The following is a 15,489-nucleotide window of genomic DNA, read 5'->3' on the forward strand; positions in this document are numbered from 1 at the left end:
CCTCTCTTATCTGTTGAGAATCGTTACGTCTGAGGTCAGCTCAGATGCAGCCGATTAATGAGTAGAACAACTCGCGGCACCGAGGTCTTTCCATACACCCCACTGTCCTGACTTACTTGGATCTTCTCCGCGGGTCCACCATTTGGCTTCCCACGTCTTGCCTGCCCAAGTCACTTGCTGACCACCAGTATAAATGGCATCGGCATTCCACAAGTTAGTACACGCATCACCACCGCCAACTTTTTTCTCAACCAATACTGAAGCAGAGGCTGTGCTGGTCGCTTTACCATCACTGACTGTCACAGTGAAGCTTAAGCTGGTGTCTTGGCTATACTCACCGGCGACAAACGTCACTTTGGCTCCTTGCACGGTGGCGTTAATGCCGACAGGCAGATCCCAAGTAAAACTCAGCGGATCTTGGTCAGCATCACTCGACGCGGAAGCATCGACCACCACTGTTGCTCCGGCTTTGACTGATGCAGGAGCAGAAACTGCCGCAACAGGTGCCGTGTTCACAGGTGTGGTGGACTTCGGATTGACGGTGACCACCACAGTATCGATTGCCGTAGCGCCTTTGTTATCTTTCACGGTCAGTTTGAAAGTAAGCGTCTGCTTCTCAGTCACTTCTGCAGCGTTAAAACTCGCTTTAGCACTGTTTGCCCCTGTCAAGGTCACAGCAGGACCTGCGGTTTGCTCCCACAAGTAACTTGCAATACTTCCATCACTGTCTTTTGAAGCGCTGCCATCCAAAGATACGGCGGCTGGCCCCGTAACCGTGATGTCCGCTCCAGCATTCGCAACCGGTGCTTTGTTTACTGGCGGTGTCGTTGTGCCACCCGCTAAACCTTCATGCATTGCATTCAGGATGTCACCATTGTCTGCATCGATTTCCCATGAGAACAGACCCGCTAAGCCAAGGTTACGTACGTAAGCCCCTTTTGCTTTCACAGAGCGATCATCATCAAAAGTGACGAGCTGACCTGTAGTACGGTTCCAAACCCAAGGTGCTTCCGCTTGCTCATCGTAGCCATATTCAAAACCATTCACGCCAGTTTTATTGGCACCCAGCATGAAGTTTTTAACGCCTTTATAGTCAATGACACCCGCTTCCCAAACACCTTGTGCTGTCGTGCCTTTCAACTTGCCATTACCAACGCCGGTCATTGGGTCGTTAGGATCTTTCAGTGAAGCCGGAGTCACACCTTCCCAACCACGGCCATACATAGCCGCACCCACTACCAGCTTGCTCGGTGGAACACCTTGGGCGAGCAGCAGTTGAATACCGTTATCGGTCGTGTAAGCTGGGCCTTTGTACGGCTCGCCATTTTCATCCACGCCTTTACCGTCACATTGGCCAGGGCGCATAAATGAACCACAGTACAGCGCCGTTTGGTGGCCCAGTACGTTATTCCAGCCGCCGTAGAAGTCATAAGTCATTGCGAAGATATAATCCATGTACTGAACGGCTTGGCCATAGTTCACATCTTCAATCTTGTCATGACCAACACCGATAGCCGACGTCAGTTCATACTTACGACCCGTTTCCGCTTCAAGCTCATCAAGCATAGCGCGCAGCTCTGCCATCAAGGCTACGTAAGCTGGGCCATCTTTTACCGGATCGCCAAGATCAGCCGCTTGACCGCCGCCGCCCGGGTATTCCCAGTCAATATCCACGCCATCGTAGAATTTCCATGTTTTCAGGAAACGTTTCACAGAAGCGACAAACACATCGCGCTTCGCTTTATCGGTAAAGCTGAAGAAGGGATCAGAGAGTGTCCAGCCACCGATCGATGGGATGATTTTCAGATCAGGATACGTTTTTTTCAGCGCCATCAACATGGCGTAGTTACCTTTGATCGGTGAACTGTACTGATGACCCGCTTGAGGGAAACTCTTTTGATAAGCAGCCCATGGATCGTGAATGACCACTTCAAAATCTGGCACACCTTTACACGCAGTTTGCAGAGCGTTAAAACTGTTACCGCCAACCGATTTCAGAGATTCATTTGGACCACAGATCGGAATAAAACCATACAAAATATGCGTTAGGTTCTGCCCTGGGATGTTATCCACCGTAAACTTACGATCATAAATACTCCACTCAACAAAATAAGTCCCAACCACCGTATTTTGTGGGATGGTGTAAGACTTATTGTTAGGGTCAACGTTCATTTTCAATGGCTTGAGGTGTGAACCATCAGTATCCGCAATAGTGATTTCGCTTGGTGCACTCTTAGTACAACCAGTGGCATCACACGCTTCAATCACCAATTGATAAACGCCACCCTTAGGATAAGTAAACTGGGCGGTAGTTTGGCTACCACTGATTGGACCGGTGGCAACTTCAACCCCATCAAAATAGATCTTGTAGGTATTTCCTGTCACACCACTCCATTGATTAAACTTGAGCGTGATCGGTGCTTCCTCATGGTATTTGACCATTTGGTTGTAACCTGCGGTGGTTTCCATCGCGAGTTCAATTTTCGAAAATTGCAGATTGTTCGACCCATACACGTCAACACTAGGAGCCGAGGGTGCTGCCATCGCCGTACTCGCTAAAGCACAAGCGATACTTGCGGCGCACAAAGTCATTCGATTCATAAGTTTTATCTCTCTTCCTTAGATGTTTCACTTTTTACACAAGCTGCCAATCTACGCATGAAATCCATGACAGCCTCGAACGTCAGTATCAGAGAGACTTTTTTATTTGCGAAAAAAAATTAATCACTTTTCGAGTCACAAGTCGCTAATTTTCCGAAACCCGCGAGGAGTTGCAGAAATTAAGCAATCTTGAGTCAAGAATTCAGAATTTTGACAAAACAAATTGGCGTTATGGATTGATTTACGCTATCGGCCTGCTAATTAGCAGCACATTTACCTTATATTGTACGAAATGCATCCAACTCCATTTTTCTGTTAAGTTTCAGTGAATTTGCTTCACTTTGTGAGAGTCAAACCTTGCCTTTTCGCTATCAAAAGCGCACCCTTTGCAGCGCTCGTCACAGAACGAAATACACAAAAAGGATTGAAAAATGAAACCTATGCAGCGTCTTACTTGTTTGCTTGCCCTCTGTTTTGCTGCTTCAGCAAGTGCCAAAGTCACTATGGAGATCCCAGATACGATTGATCTATTGGTCGTAAATGGCAGTAGCCCTAAACTCTCAGGCGGCTTTTTTGACGCCACGAAAAAGCTAGAATTAGAGGATGGTGAACAGCAAATTGTCTTTCGTTACTCGCCTTATTTCAGTCAAGGCAATGATCGCATCATCATCGATAGCGAAGTGGTGATTGCGACTTTTGACGCTGCCAACCAAGAACTCCGTTTTGATATGCCTAAGTATCGAGATGCTCCTCAGGCGACCAAAGCCATCAAAACCATGCAGTGGCAACTACTTGATCAACAAGGTAAAGCTGTGGAATTACGCCAAGATCGCCTTATCAAAGAAGGCATGCAGATTGGGCGTAACTTTGAGTTTGAAACCGCTGAATATAATAAGAAAGGGGGTGTGGCGGCCTTAACCAGTTCAATGGCGGTTCAGCCTATCGCCCAGCAAGAGATTTCCAATGCGACGGCCATGGCTGCAGCCGAAGAAATGCTGCACTTTTGGTATAACAAAGCGGATGCTGAGACCAAAGCTCGCTTTAAAGCCTTTGTTAATCAACAATAAATACTCTTTTTCTGCTGATTGCTCTACGCAAAGCGGAATACAAAACTAAACGAGGCCTCAAAGGCCTCGTTTTTTATCGCTCTATAAACAATGACTTACTGCCAAAACAGCATCGCAATCGCGGTGAGCAGTCCAATACACGCAATATTGAGATAAAGCCCAACGCGCATCATCTCGCTCTGCTTGATATGACCGGAGGCAAACACAATAGCATTCGGCGGGGTTGCCACTGGCAGCATAAAGGCGCAGGAGGCCGCAACCGCAATCAATACCGATAAGAGCACAGGTGACATGCCAAACGCTTCTGCTACGGTGGCAAAAACAGGGATCAGCAGAGCCGCACTAGCGGTGTTACTCGCAAACTCAGTTAAAAACACCACAAAGGTTGCCACCACTAGAATCACCACGAAGATCCCCATATGGGAAACCATATCGCTCAGAGCGTTGGCTAAAAATACACTGGTTCCGGTCTGTTTCAGCACGTTACTCAGACAAAGGCCACCACCAAACAGCAGCAATACACCCCAATCAGCGGTTTTCTGGATCTCTTTCCAATGCACAACACGTGCAAAACTGAGCATTAAAATCGCCCCTAGCGCCACCAGCGTATCAAAGCTTTTGAAACCACCCAGTGCAGCGTTAATTGGGCTACTGAAAATCCATAAAAATACGGTTAAACCAAAGATGCCAAGGGTAACGACTTTACCTTTGTCCCAATTGACCGGGGCACGGTCCAATTCAAACATGCCATTGAGAGTCGGCTTTAACAGGAAATAAAGGATTGCAATCGCCATTGGCAACATCATCATCGCCGTCGGTAAACCAAACTTCATCCAGTCAGTAAACGAGAGGCCGACCTCAGCCGCCGCAATCGCATTCGGAGGACTACCAACCAAAGTCGCGATACCGCCAATACTTGCGCTGTAAGCGACGCCCAACAGAACAAACACGTAAGTGCTGCGTTGTTTATCTGCATCGACTTTACTTAATACCCCCAACACGAGAGGCAACATCATGGCGGCTGTGGCGGTATTACTGATCCACATCGAGAGCAGCGCGGTCACACCAAACAGCATAAACACCGCCACACTCATTTTGCCTTGCGCCATTGCGAGGACTTTATCGGCAATCACTTTATCCAGTCCTTGATGGTGCATGGCTGCTGCCAGTGCAAAACCACCTAAAAATAGGAAAATGATCGAGTTGGCAAAGTTATTCAGCGCCGCTTGGGTTTCGAAAATACCGAAAAAAACTGCCATCACGGGGACAAGAATCGCGGTGACCGTCACGTGCAGCGCTTCGGTTAACCAAAGCACCGCAATGAAGGCGAGCATACTGATCCCCAACACCACATTGTGTTCAAAGGGGAGAAAATGGTAGAGCGCGAGAAAGAGTGCAACATCCGCCAAAACAATCAGGCTGTTACGATGAAGGAACCATTCTCGGGTATTGGTGGGCAAAGGGACACTATCGTTTCTGTTCATTATTATTTTCCTTATGAGGGCCTTTAGGCGACGCCGTGATCCCACAGATTTAAACAGAAAAGATAATTATCATTGCAAAATTGTTAAGCTTATCAAAAGCGAGATTACAAATTTAACATATTGAAATGATTTGAAATTCATTGTTGGAACACTTTGCAATCAGGAAAGTTATACAAGCGTTTAAAACTTATTCACCACTTGGATACTAGATGCGCAAAAATCGCTCACAGAGAATTGCCACAAATTCCAATTTGTCTTCACCGCGATCTGTGGAAGAATGCAAAGCTTGCGAGCGTATATCCAAGGGATTGATATGACAGACATCATTGCTCAACTACAGTTTTCCGCCACCATCACAGGCCCCATCTGCCTTATGCTCGGTTTGGGGGTGCTTTTTAAACGGATTAACCTGATCAATGAGAATTTTATTGAAGTCGCGTCGCGGATTGTTTTTCAGGTCACTCTTCCAGCGATGCTTTTTTTGAGCATCGTCAGTTCAAAGCACGATTTTTCCTCAAGCACTTCCTTAGTGGTATACAGCTTAATTGCCAATATGCTGTTTTTTCTCTTCACTCTCTTTAGCACTCGAAAACTGATCGACAGACCTCATGATTGGGGAGTGATCACGCAAGGTGGCTTTCGAGCCAACACCGCGATTATTGGATTGGCTTATGTAGCCAACACTTATGGCAACGCGGGGGTTGCCCTTGCGGCTATCTACGTCGCCTCGACCACGGTTTTGTTCAACATTCAGGCGGTGATTGCTCTCACACCACGCGGAGAAAGTAATGGTTGGCAAGCGGGAAAATTGATGTTTAAAACACTCACCAAAAACCCGTTAATCATCTCGATTGTGCTTGGTTTTCTATGTTATCTCGCCAGTGTACCGATCCCTAAAATTGTCACTGATGCTGGCCACTACTTTGCCAATATGACCTTGCCACTGGCCCTACTTTGTACGGGCGGCTCGCTGAATCTCAACTCGTTGAAAGACGATCGCCATTCTGCCTGGTTTGCAACCGGTTATAAGCTAATTCTCTCACCTTTACTGATTACCGGTGGCGCTTGGCTACTTGGCTTTCGAGGCTTAGATCTCGGCCTACTCTTTTTGATGACCTCCGCGCCCACCGCGGCAGCCAGTTATGTGATGGCAAGAGCCATGGGTGGAAATGCGACACTGGCTGCCAATATTATCGCCCTGACCACCGTGTTTTCACTCTTTACCTGTACGCTTGGTATTTTCCTGCTTTCTAGTTTTGGTGTGATCTAATCACCACAGATGAGCACTGGATCGCAAATTGGCGATCTCCTTTTTTGACAGCAAAAAAAGGCGATGGAAATCAAAAGAATGACCATTTGATTAACGTAATGTCGGCCTTTTCATTTTGCCGAGTGTCGTTATGTCAAACCATCAGAAAATCGCCAGCCTTGAACTTGGGCGAGTGATCGCCATGCTGGCCATTATTGCTTTGCATTGCCAACTGTTTACCACTTATTGGTTCCTCGATGATGAACCGTGGGTAGCTTATTTATTTAACCAATCCACCCGCTTTGCTGTGCCACTGTTTTTCCTTATTTCAGGCTATTTAATTCAACCCAAACTCAGCCACAACCCAATGCAAACCTTGCGTAATTACTGCTCGCCATTACTGAGGATATGGGTGATTTGGAGTGTAATTAGCCTATTAATGCCCTTCAATCTCGAAGTGATGGTCAATCAAGGCTACCTTGCCGAACGCTCTGGCTATTGGGGATTTTTGCTGCAACACCCGCTTAACTCACTGTTTGAAGGCGGACTGGTACACCTTTGGTTTTTACCCGCACTGATGATTGCGGTTGCCATCATGGCACTGTTGATCCGCCAACAAAAAACACACTGGATGCTACCGATTGCCATCGGGTTATACCTCTACGGTGAATTTGCAGGAAGCAGCGCCGTCGTCACTGGCATGAGCGCGCCCATCTATACTCGTAACGGCCCATTTTTCAGCACCTTGTTTGTCGTGGTCGGTTATCTGATTCGTGAAAGGCACATCCTGTGGCAATCGCGCTCTGCGTTGTTATTGGCGATGCTGGGAATGGCTTTTCACTTCGTCGAAGCCTATGGCTTACATCAGTATGGGCAGGTGTTTAACACCAATGATTATCTGTTTGGCACCACTTTGTGGGCGATTGGGCTGTTTCTTTTCCTACTCGCTAAACCCGATCTAGGCCGGAAGCCTTGGGGATTTTCACTGTCACAAAGCATCCTCGGCTTTTACGTCAGTCACTTGTTAGTGGTGATCATGATGATGAACCTTGCCAGATTTTTAGGGCTTGCTGGATTAGAAAAAGACACACTGGTTCTATTTGGCACTTTGCTCACCACTTATCTACTCGTTAAAGGCTTAGAACGTACACCACTTAAGCACCTGTTATTTCGATAGCAATAAACGTGAAACCACAAAGGGAGCCATGGCTCCCTTTACTGTTTACCGGAAATAGTACTTATCCCCAAACAACTTGGAGTTGCAGGTAGGCGGCAAATGAGTTCATCCCCATGAGCATAGACAAACTATGTGATTGGGGTGAACGAGCGAAGCCAACACCGCTGCAGCTTCAAGTAGGAAGGGGATAGAAGAACTTGCTATAAGGCAATACCCATAGGTTTAACACCATCAGTACCGCTAAGCAGCCAAAAGTGAGCTGCATACCGCGCACACGATTAGGAATGGTGGCTTTAAACATCGAATCAGCGTGTAACACCCGCCCTACCACGAAGGCCACGCCGAGTGCGTGAATCCACCACACATTAACCCCATTCATTTCAGCTAAACCGAGTAGGATTAGGAAAATGGGAATGTATTCCGTCGCATTACTCTGCGCACTGCGCGCCCGAACTAAAGCATCCACACCACCATCGGCAAACAGCACCTGATGTTTACGCCGCTGACGAATCACTTGTACGGCTAAATAAATCAACCAGCCGCACAGCACGACGGCATACCCTGTTGTGACCATAATCTATCCTTATTTCTTATTGGCTTGACGCGATGAGTGTAAGTGCAAATCAGAGAAAAACAAAAGCGCCGCAATGCGACGCCGAGCGTAAGTAGTTCTGAGCTATTCCTCTTTTAATTCTTGATTAAAGATTGGATGCTTGTACTGATCGTTAACTCGCTGTAACGGAAGATAGTCGACATTATTATGAATACTCTTCACGAGCTCAATAAAATGCGTCTTCTCATCAAGTGAACTAAAAAATAGCCGTCTGTCAAACCATGGTTCATCTGTGCTATCTGTATTTAAATCCACCATCTTTTCTTTGATGGGATCAAAAACAATCAATTGGTCAGCAAAGTAAACCTCTTTCTTATGTACGGTGGGGTGGAAGTTGGTCAAACCAAAGGCCAGCAGGGCAAAACCGCCCGCACCGACAAACGCTAACGGGCCAACGACGGCTAAGGCTAACAAACAGACCGCAATCCCCACCCAAGCAAAACCACGCACAAAAGTGTAGGCCGCATCTGGGATCACTTCTTGATCCGTATAATAAATCCCCGCTTGCGTTAAACTGTAGCAATAACGGTGGTCGGGCATAAAAAGATATCTGGCAGCAGCCATGCCCGCCAGACTAAAGCAGATAAATCCCCAAAACTCTTTACTATTAAATTGAATATCTGCAAAAAAAATAAATGGCCAAAGGGGAACAATACCAGCAGAGATTGCCCCAAAAACGCGAAATATTTCAGATCTTCTCTCTCCGTAAGCCACACTATCCCATTGATAAATAACCTCACTGCTGTGTAATTTTACCTTTAACTGCTCTAACTCATTTTTATCAATTAACATTTAACCTTTTCCTACAACGAGATTTCTTGTGGCAATATCATTCGCCTCTGCAGATTGTAAATCCAATTCCCCCGCGCGAGTTCCACTGGCATAGAATTTGAGGCTCAGCTCCTTGCCCCAACGCAGGGGCAGTGCAACGCAAACTCCGACAGTATCCTTCTCACTGCCACCCAGTGTAATACGATACACTGGCTGATTATCTTCAATACTCCATTTGCCCTGTTGTTCATTGATGAGTATTGGTGTTACCGCCTCCCTTTGCGGTTGATAATATGCCGGCTGCGCTGGCAAACGGGTGATTTGTAAGCCTATCGTCTGCCCCTTAAGATAATCGGGTAACGTGAGTTCCAACTGCCATTGTAAAGAACCTGAATCCATCCATTGCGCTGCTTTACGTTGCGTAACTTGACTCAACCGAAGACTCGGACGATGGAGAAGGTGCTCTAACTCGGTCAATTCTTTGCCCACTGGCCAATGAGCACTCTCTTTCCCCCACGTCGATTTTGATAACCAAATTTCTAACTCTGAGCGTTTAAACACATTGGTCAAAATCACCCCGATCAAATAGACAATACCAATCACAGCAAAACCGGCGAGCATCCAACCTGCAGAAATCGCAGCTATGGAGGGTCCACCAATTCCACTACCTAAGAGTGTGAAAAACTGAATATAAAAAATAATTCCCTGTGCTCCCGTTGCTCCAGCTTTTAACAAATAACCGAAGCGTTCAAGATCGGTTTTACTGCTGTCATTAAACTTACCCCAGCTTTCCCATGTTTCTAATGCGCTGGCAATCATGCCCACGGTAGCCACCAAGGCGATCGATTTAGCAAAGGTTTTTAGGGCATCTTTTGTGCCCAAAACTTTCGTGGTATTTAAGGCGTTTTTCAGTGTACGATCTAACAACCCTTGCTCAGCAATCGTCACCCAAGCTCGCCCAGCACTAATGGCACCGGCGACTACAATAGTGTTGCCAGTGGCATAAATGGCTTCGCCCAACGCCGGGTTCTTAAAAGGATTCCAACTGGGGTATTGTGCGACCTTATAGCGGATATTCTCCAAAACCGTCATGGTATTCCATAGGTTCAACGCAAACAGCAAGCCCCCTAATCCACCCAGTTTCTGACTCACCGACGCGCTACTGGTTTTGACGTTTTTCGATAGCGCGCTCAGTTTCTCATTTACCGACTGCTGAAAAGTGTTCATCGCAGCTTGGTTTTTGAGCGTCAGCATCATCGGCAGCTCACTACTGAGTAATTGCCCTAGCTTACGTTGTGCGGATTGCGCGGTCGCAATTTGATGGTTTTTCGGGCTCACATTACCGGGTTTGAGTTCCAGAGCATCATTCATCTCTTGCAAAATGGCATTCAGCTTAGTCTCAAATTGCTTAAGCTCAGCCGCATACTTGGGGTTATGTTGCAGCACCGCCTCTTCTCGAACTAGGCTTTCCACCAACAGTAAACGAAGGTTAGCCAACAAACTGGGCGTCCCTCCTTTGGGCTGATTCTGATAAGGAAACAGCAACTCCATCACCGCTTGCCAACTCTCTTTGGCTTGATTGGCGACCGCTTTTTGCAGTGCACCAAAACTCGATTGAGCGGGTTCAATCCATCTCTTAAACCATGCTTTCTCCTGAATACGTTCATCCCCCGTGAACGTATCCCAGTTAGCGATTGCGGTCGCAAACGCCACCATATCACTAGGATTACTTGTAGAGAGAAAAGCGGTGCTAAACCCTTGGATATGGTTGTTAATGGCTTGATTTGCCTGCAGGGAAAAGCCTGTTGACGCGAGGGCCATGAGGTTTTTCGGTGAATCAAAACTGAGATCTTTTTTTAGGATCTCAAGCGATTTTTCATCATGATTGACTTGCGTAACCACCACTAAAAATTGGCTAGTTAATGCTAACAAATACGCTTGCTGAACCTCATCTTGGTTATCCATACCAAACAGAAGCGGGTCAAGGCCGAGCTGGTTGAAGGCAGACATAAACTGCGCATAGTGTTGTTTAATCTGTTCATCCAATCCTTTGAGCTCGGTGTAATGCTCCACCAAAAAGTTATCTAAATCCGCCCAACGCACTTCATCAATAAAGCTGTTGTCTTTTTTGCGCCACTTGCGCATCTGAGCACTGGTGGGTTCAAAGCGATAGAGTGTTTTCAATTCCGCCAGTTTCTGCTCCGCTTGCTGCTGCATCAAGGCATAGTTTCCCGATGGGGAATGCCCTTCACTGGCTAAATGATGAGATTCGATTTCGGCCAATTTTGCCGTAGCACAATATTCAGTAATGGCTCTTTCTAGCTCTAAAATACGGATCGGATCTTGTTTTACAAAATCGGGAATTTCTTTTTCTTCAAGACGAATTCGGCCTAATGTGCGTGTCAGCTCTGCCATCTGCATTTTATGCTGTTGCGTTTCATCACCAATCGCTTTAGTTCGCTTTGCCACTTGGGTAGTAAAAGTAACAAATAAATCTGACACATCCGCTAAAGGGTCATTCAGCGCCACAAATAAACCGCAGTTTTGCTCCGGCAAATCTTGCAAATAATCACTGCTGCTTACCACCGCTTTGTCGGCAACGAATTTGAATTCCGTACCTTTCACCGCTTCTTCACTTTTCTCTACCGGTAATGAAGGGGTACAGGTATCTTTAAAAATATCCTGCTCAGCTGGCGTCCCGATGTCCGCCACATAGTCTTCAAGATACTGAGCAAAATGTGCATGAGGGTGAGTACCATTGGACTCAAACTGTTTAAGGCTCACTTTACGCATCACAGCATGACGGCTGCTGGTATTGGAGCGCATATGCTCACACACTCGCCACGTCCATCGTTGATGCGCATAACCGATAGAGAGCGTGTGCTGGGCGGGATAGAGTAAACAGCTTTTGCTTTCACCTTTCGAACCGCGCTCGTGAGTGGGTTTGTTTGCCTCATCATCAGACCAATCAATTTTGGTCAACTTGCAGCCAACGACTTCATATTCGTGCAGTGTTTTTGCTGTTTCATCATAGACATAGAGCCAGCCATCACGCAGTTGCCTTAAAGTGTAACTGCGCTGCTTGATAGAGAATTGACCTTTCCACTGTCGATCCGCTTTGGGTAAAGGATGTAATGCTTGACCTTGATCATCATAAACATCAAAGGCGTAACGAACAGGAATTATCCCTATTAACGGCTGTTTAAAAGGACATGCACTGGCGGGATTTTGCGCATCATTGGTCTGTCCTGTTTTCGCAGCTTGATTGGGATTACTCATCCTTGTACCTCCTGTGATGATTGTGAATGTTGATAAGCCAGCTCTGCGGCAGCTTCAATGCGTTGCGAAGGCGTACGACTTGAAGCCTGATGCAACAAAGGATCAATCTCGGGATACTTCCCTTTTTCAAGAGCATCAACACCTAAAAACCCCAACACATTAAAAAACAGCATTAAATCTCGCTCACTGCTAAAGCCCTGCTGGTAAGCCCATTGAGCATGACGATGAAATAGTTCAGGGTCAGACTGCCACTGCTGCGCTAAATCCGGGAACCACTGCTGCACATGCCGCTCGACCGTTTCTAAGGTATTAAGCCATGTGATGTTGCCAAGCCGTTGCCACTGCTCATCGGTTAACTTGAATCGCACAGGAGTGTCTTGAGTCGCCGTCAGTTCGGGTCGTTGCACATATTGCCAACCTTGACGTGTCGGCAACCAAGCTCGATTGATCACTTTCCACAGCGGTTGGCATTGGGTACTCAAAAGTACATACGCGCATTCACTGTTCGCCATTTTAAGAAACACCGTTGAACCATAAGGGGACTCCACTTGGATCAAACGACGCAGTTGTTCAGCAATCTCTTCAATAGAATCTAAAGAAGCAAAAAAGAACCCAGCTAACCCCTGATTCTGCTCAAGGAACCAGGTTTTAACCGTATCCGTTGCTAACACGAGATAAGGAGACACCTCTTTAAGCTGCTCAAAAGGCGGAAAAAGGTACAAAGGCTCCAAAACCAATTCACCCGATAGACGATACAAGGCTTGTGCTAGATGGCTGATTTGAGCACCATCAACCAAAAGGTAAAGCCTTTCTTGTGTATCCATTTCCATCTCTGGAACCAAGCTCACCCAGTTATGCACGACAAAGGAATTTGTTGAACGCATTAATTTCCCTTGGCCTCTTCACACACTTCACACACAGGTGCAGGACCTTTGAGTGCTTCAATTTGTCGCGCCTTAAGTAAAGGCGACATAGACTGCTGAGTGGGAGTTACCGCGGCTAGCTCAATCTCTTGCGGCGTTTTGGCTTTATCCACCCCTTGTGGCAACTCGGCCATTTTACCGCCATAGCCTGAGCCGCTGCCTGCGCTGCCGCCGGAGTTGAGGTTAATAGCAGAGCCGACGACGTGCACACCGCCAGCATCGACTTTAATAAAACTGCCGCCGGCTTTGATGGTAAGCTCGTTGCCTGCTTCCAAGACCAGTTTGTTACCCGCTTTAAGGTGAACCTCTGTGCCTGCATCGTAAATCGCTTTGCTGCCGATTTTTTGCTGCAATGAACCGCCGATTTCGCTGCTGCAGTCGAGTTTGACGAGCGTACGACTCTCCCCCTCGACCGTCAGGTGTTGGTTGTGCTTAATCTGAGTGAACTGGTCGTTTTCAACGGTCAGGTGTTGGTCGTGGCGAATGACCGTGGTGTGGTCGTTTTCAATCAAACCATCGAAGTCTTTCTGCGCATGCAGGTAGATTTGCTCTTTGCCCGCTTGGTCTTCAAAACTGAGCTCGTTAAACCCTTCCCCTTGGTGCGTCTCGGTGCGCAGCACGGTTTTGGTTTTGTGCTCTGGCAAAGTGTATGGCGGCGTATTGGTCGCATGATAGGTGCGGCCAGTGATAATCGGTTGGTCTGGGTCGCCATTTAAGAAAGAAACAATCACTTCATGACCGATGCGCGGAATAGCGATAAAGCCATACTGACTGCCCGCCCAACCTTGCGACACCCGTACCCAACAGGAGCTTTGCTCGTTACCGTTCGAGTAGCGGTCCCACGGAAAATGGATTTTCACCCGCCCGTGTTCATCACAGAAGATTTCTTCGCCTTCAGGACCGACGACCGTGGCTATCATTGGACCATCGACTTGCGGTTTGGGTTGTGGCTCGGCGCGCCAGTGGAGATGCCCTGGAATTAAGCTGAACTGGTTGTTGTAGGTCGTTGCACCACTGCCGCCCTCTTCTTGTAACGCTTGCGGCTGCTCACCTTGATGGTTAATAGAGACCACCACCCAATCGCGGTTCATCGCAGGGTCAAGATGCTCTTGCAGGTCAAACTTATAGCCGGCACGCAGCAGCGGCTCGTTGCTCTGCCCTGTTGCGGTGTGGGCATGGCGGCGCAGGTAGTCTAAACGGATTTGGCTAAAGGCGGCGCCGTTCACATCGTCTTTGTAGCGCCCCGGCGCATCAAAATGTTGGTAGCGCGTTTGCTGATAATCCAGCTCAGTACCCTGCACGGTTTGTAAAAACGAGTACGTCGGCTTTTTGAAGCTGTAATCTTTGAGCTGAACTTCGCTCACTTCCGCTTGGGTGCGATAGGTTAAGCCGTGGATGTACGGTGTATCCATCGTGCCGCCCGCTAAGGCGTTGTACGGGATGGGCTCCGGCAGTTTACTTAGGCTGTCACTAGCATCACTGAAATAGAGGGTATGTTTGCCCGCTTCATGGACAAAGCTGTACACCAAGCCTTCTTCAGCGGCGAGGCGGTGCAGAAAGTCGATATCACTTTCACGGTACTGCACACAAAACTCACGCTGCACGCAATCACGTTTGAGCGCAAAAGCGTAATCGTGGATGCCCATCTCTTGCAGCAAGATAGAGAGAATTTCTGGAACAGTCTGCTTTTGGAAAATGCGGCTATTGTGGCGCAGGGATAAGCGCTCTAAGGCAGGCACTAAAGTGAGTTCGTAGAAGGTGTGATGATGGCCGATATCGCCTTGGCTGAAAGCACGTACAATGCCGTGCACGCGCTGCACCAACTGTGAATTGCGGTAAATCTTGAGCTCAGCACGCTTATCCACCATCTGCTCAGCAGTCAGATTGGATACCCGACTCGCCAGTTGCACTTCGTAGCGAAACCCGTAACAGGCTTGCCCTAAAAAAACACTGTTGGAGAGTGGCTCCTGCCCGTGAAAGCCTCTGACCACCAGAGTCTCATCTTCCAGCCCTTCCACCTCAATGCTGTACGCTAATGTCGCCATCCTGCCTTTCCTTCCCCTACATTAAAAATGGCAAAACCTTAAACCCACAATACCGCGCCAAACGATACTCTGGGTTTAAGGTTCACAGCCGCCCACCCTAAGGTGAGCGACATTCTCGCAGCGTAAATTACGCTTCGATTGGCTTACGCCAGTCATCAGAGCCTGAGGTGCCCGCGTTAACGTGGTCCCAAGTGATTTTGCGGTAAGACAGAGACACAGTCACATTCTGAGTAAAGTCAGATTTTGCTGGGTCTTGGCAGTGTGGCATTTCACAGTGGAT

The 15,489-nt window shown here is 47.6% G+C and carries 10 protein-coding genes and 1 pseudogene; 3 read left to right on the forward strand and 8 right to left on the reverse strand.

The window, feature by feature from the left end; all coding sequences use genetic code 11:
* Window positions 1–54 precede the first annotated feature (54 nt).
* Complete coding sequence (locus tag T411_RS0107695) at window positions 55–2,601, reverse strand: glycosyl hydrolase family 18 protein (protein ID WP_001889822.1); 2,547 nt, start codon at window positions 2,599–2,601, stop codon at window positions 55–57.
* A gap of 431 nt (window positions 2,602–3,032) precedes the next feature.
* On the opposite strand from T411_RS0107695, the gene T411_RS0107700 reads away from it, so the two are divergent.
* Entirely contained in the window at window positions 3,033–3,668 is a 636-nt protein-coding gene (locus T411_RS0107700; protein ID WP_000803889.1) for a DUF2057 domain-containing protein, read from the forward strand.
* 95 nt (window positions 3,669–3,763) lie between these two features.
* Here T411_RS0107700 and T411_RS0107705 read toward each other — a convergent pair whose 3' ends face one another.
* Entirely contained in the window at window positions 3,764–5,152 is a 1,389-nt protein-coding gene (locus T411_RS0107705) for an SLC13 family permease (protein ID WP_001081268.1), read from the reverse strand.
* Between the two features lie 313 nt (window positions 5,153–5,465).
* Here T411_RS0107705 and T411_RS0107710 point away from each other — a divergent pair, with 313 nt between their 5' ends.
* Both T411_RS0107710 and T411_RS0107715 read left to right on the forward strand, forming a co-directional pair.
* A complete protein-coding gene (locus T411_RS0107710; RefSeq protein ID WP_000129630.1) occupies window positions 5,466–6,422 on the forward strand; it encodes an AEC family transporter in 957 nt (318 codons plus the stop codon).
* A gap of 130 nt (window positions 6,423–6,552) precedes the next feature.
* The gene (locus T411_RS0107715) at window positions 6,553–7,578 is read left to right on the forward strand and encodes an acyltransferase (RefSeq protein ID WP_000064955.1); all 1,026 of its coding nucleotides are present in this window, start codon (window positions 6,553–6,555) and stop codon (window positions 7,576–7,578) included.
* A 172-nt stretch (window positions 7,579–7,750) separates the two neighbouring features.
* On the opposite strand, the gene T411_RS0107720 is transcribed toward T411_RS0107715, so the two are convergent.
* The 6 genes and pseudogenes from T411_RS0107720 to hcp-2 form a co-directional block, all read right to left on the reverse strand.
* Window positions 7,751–8,152 carry an MAPEG family protein gene (locus tag T411_RS0107720; RefSeq protein ID WP_000258882.1) on the reverse strand — a complete coding sequence of 134 codons (402 nt, stop codon included), beginning with the start codon at window positions 8,150–8,152 and terminating at the stop codon, window positions 7,751–7,753.
* A 102-nt stretch (window positions 8,153–8,254) separates the two neighbouring features.
* Window positions 8,255–8,983 carry a type VI secretion system immunity protein TsiV2 gene (gene tsiV2 / locus T411_RS0107725; protein ID WP_000904079.1) on the reverse strand — a complete coding sequence of 243 codons (729 nt, stop codon included), beginning with the start codon at window positions 8,981–8,983 and terminating at the stop codon, window positions 8,255–8,257.
* Window positions 8,984–12,241, reverse strand: coding sequence for a type VI secretion system toxin VasX (gene vasX / locus T411_RS0107730; protein ID WP_000070352.1), 3,258 nt, complete (start codon window positions 12,239–12,241; stop codon window positions 8,984–8,986).
* Window positions 12,238–13,125 (reverse strand): type VI secretion system accessory protein VasW, encoded by an 888-nt coding sequence (gene vasW, locus T411_RS0107735; protein WP_001257973.1) that lies wholly within the window; start codon window positions 13,123–13,125, stop codon window positions 12,238–12,240. Before vasW ends, vasX begins: the two co-directional genes overlap by 4 nt.
* Window positions 13,125–15,209, reverse strand: coding sequence for a type VI secretion system Vgr family protein (locus tag T411_RS0107740; protein ID WP_000212077.1), 2,085 nt, complete (start codon window positions 15,207–15,209; stop codon window positions 13,125–13,127). Before T411_RS0107740 ends, vasW begins: the two co-directional genes overlap by 1 nt.
* A 127-nt stretch (window positions 15,210–15,336) precedes the next feature.
* Window positions 15,337–15,489, reverse strand: a pseudogene (gene hcp-2 / locus T411_RS1000000120120) (type VI secretion system effector Hcp-2); the annotation flags it as partial.

The sequence above is a fragment of the Vibrio cholerae ATCC 14035 genome (genome assembly GCF_000621645.1).
Lineage (GTDB): Bacteria > Pseudomonadota > Gammaproteobacteria > Enterobacterales > Vibrionaceae > Vibrio > Vibrio cholerae.